Below are 2991 nucleotides of genomic sequence, written 5' to 3' on the forward strand. Positions count from 1 at the left end.
AGTAACTGGTAGCTTAAACGCTATTGACCAAGAAGGATGTGAGGCGAATGATGCACCAGCAGCAGCAACTACTATTGTAGGATTGATTGCTTTAGGAGGAGTAACAGCGATTACGGATGCTTGTGATTCAGACTTAACAGTAACAAGCAGTGATAGTTCAGTAGCAGGAACCTGTCCAACAGTGTTTGTAGTAACTCGTACGTATACGATTACAGATGACTGTGGAAACAGTACAGATATCCAGCAAACCATCAATATCAAAGATGAAACAGCACCATCAGTAACAGGTAGTTTAAACGCTATCGATCAAGAAGGATGTGTGGCAAGTGATGCACCAGCGGCAGTAACTACTGTAGCAGGCTTGATTGCTTTAGGAGGAGTAACAGCCATTACCGATGCATGTGATTCAGATTTAACCGTAACTAGTAGTGATAGTTCAGTAGCAGGAACCTGTCCAACAGTATTTGTAGTAACACGTACGTATACGATTACCGATGACTGTGGAAACAGTACAGATATTCAACAAACTATTAATATCAAAGATGAAACAGCACCATCAGTAACAGGTAGTTTAAACGCTATCGATCAAGAAGGATGTGTGGCAAGTGATGCACCAGCGGCAGTAACTACTGTAGCAGGCTTGATTGCTTTAGGAGGAGTAACAGCCATTACCGATGCATGTGATTCAGATTTAACCGTAACTAGTAGTGATAGTTCAGTAGCAGGAACCTGTCCAACAGTATTTGTAGTAACACGTACGTATACGATTACCGATGACTGTGGAAACAGTACAGATATTCAACAAACTATTAATATCAAAGACGAAACAGCACCATCAGTAACAGGAAGCTTAAACTCAATAGATCAAGAAGGGTGTGAGGCAGGTGATGCACCAGCGGCAGTAACTACTATTGCAGGCTTGATTGCTTTAGGAGGAGTAACCGCTATTACCGATGCTTGTGATTCAGACTTAACCGTAACAAGCAGTGATAGCTCAGTAGCAGGAACTTGTCCAACAGTCTTTGTAGTAACTCGTACTTATACGATTACAGATGACTGTGGAAATAGCACAGATATCCAACAAACCATCAATATTACTGATACTACAGATCCTACTTGGACAAATGAACCAGTAGATATGACCAGTGTTGAATGTGATCCAGCTACTAATGCTCAGGCTTTTACCACGTGGTTAGCAAGCTTTAGTGGAACAGACAGTTGCGGAACAGCAACGGTAACACATAATAGTGCTGGATTGAGTGATGCTTGTGGAGGAACAGGAACAGAAACTGTGACGTTTACATTAACAGATCAATGTGGAAATAGTATCACTAAAGATGCAACGTTTACCATTATAGATACCACAAATCCTGTGATAACGGTACAAGCTCAAAATATAGAAGTAGAGTGTGACGGGTCAGGAAATAATAATGAAATTCAAACTTGGTTAGATACGAATGGAAATGCAGAAGCAACAGATAGTTGTGGAGATGTTACATGGACCAATGATTATAATGGAGCAACATCTGATTGTTCTTCACCAGTGTTAGTGACCTTTACGGCAACCGATGCTTGTGGAAATAGTGTGACCACATCTGCAACATATGCAATAAAAGATACAGTTCAACCAACGATAACGGTACAATCGGCTGATGAAACAGTGGAGTGTGATGGAAATGGAAATACCACAGCGTTACAAAATTGGTTAAATTCTAATGGAGGAGCTACAGCTAGTGATGATTGTTCTTCGATTACATGGACAAATAATTTTACTGAAATTTCAAATGGTTGTAGTACTGTAAATGGATCAGCTACAGTTACATTCAGAGCAACAGATGGATGCGGTAACTTTAGTGAGACAACAGCTACTTTTACTATACAAGATACAGGTGTGCCAACTTTTGTAGAGACATTACCAGGAGATATTACAGTTAGTTGTGACAATATTCCAGATCCAGCAGTATTGACAGCAACAGATGGTTGTGATGCTCAGGTGGATGTAATTTATGCTCAAACTACTAGCGGAGATAATGATGCTTGTCCTTCGGAATATATAATTACAAGAACCTGGACTGTAAGTGATTGTTCAGGAAATACAATAGAACATGTACAAACCTTAACCATAGAAGATACTACAGCACCAACTTTTGTAGAAACGTTGCCAGAGGATATGACTGTTAGTTGTGATACGATTCCAGAAGCGGTGGTATTAACAGCAACTGATAATTGTGATGCTCAAGTGGATGTAGTATTTACAGAAACGAACACAGGTCATGATGATGCCTGTGGCTCAGAATATATGATTACTAGAAAGTGGAGTGTAAGTGATTGTTCAGGAAACACCACAAATCATATCCAAACGATTACGGTACAAGATTTACAAGCACCAACTTTTGTAGAAGAATTACCAGGAGACGTTACGGTTAGCTGTGATAATATTCCAGATCCGGCAGTAATAACAGCAACCGATAATTGTGATTCTCAAGTAGATGTCATATATACCCAAACCACTAGTGGTGATGATGATGCTTGTCCTTCAGAATATGTAATCACTAGAAAATGGGTTGTGAATGATTGTGCGGGAAATACTACAGAACACGTACAAACATTAACCATAGAAGATACTACAGCACCAACTTTTGTAGAAACGTTGCCAGAGGATATGACCGTTAGTTGTGATACGATTCCAGAAGCGGTGGTGTTAACAGCAACTGATAATTGTGATGCTCAAGTGGATGTAGTATATACAGAAACGAATACAGGTCATGATGATGCCTGTGGCTCAGAATATATGATTACTAGAAAGTGGAGTGTAAGTGATTGTTCAGGAAACACCACAAATCATATTCAAACCATTACGGTACAAGATTTACAAGCACCAACATTTGTAGAAGCGTTACCAGGAGATGTTACGGTTAGCTGTGATAATATTCCAGATCCGGCAGTAATAACAGCAACAGATAATTGTGATTCCCAAGTAGATGTGGTGTA

General features: G+C 39.8%; 1 pseudogene. It reads left to right on the top strand.

The window, feature by feature from the left end:
• Positions 1-2991, top strand: a pseudogene (locus tag Q0873_RS18135) (hypothetical protein); the annotation flags it as partial.

This window comes from uncultured Tenacibaculum sp. (assembly GCF_947498805.1).
GTDB lineage: Bacteria > Bacteroidota > Bacteroidia > Flavobacteriales > Flavobacteriaceae > Polaribacter.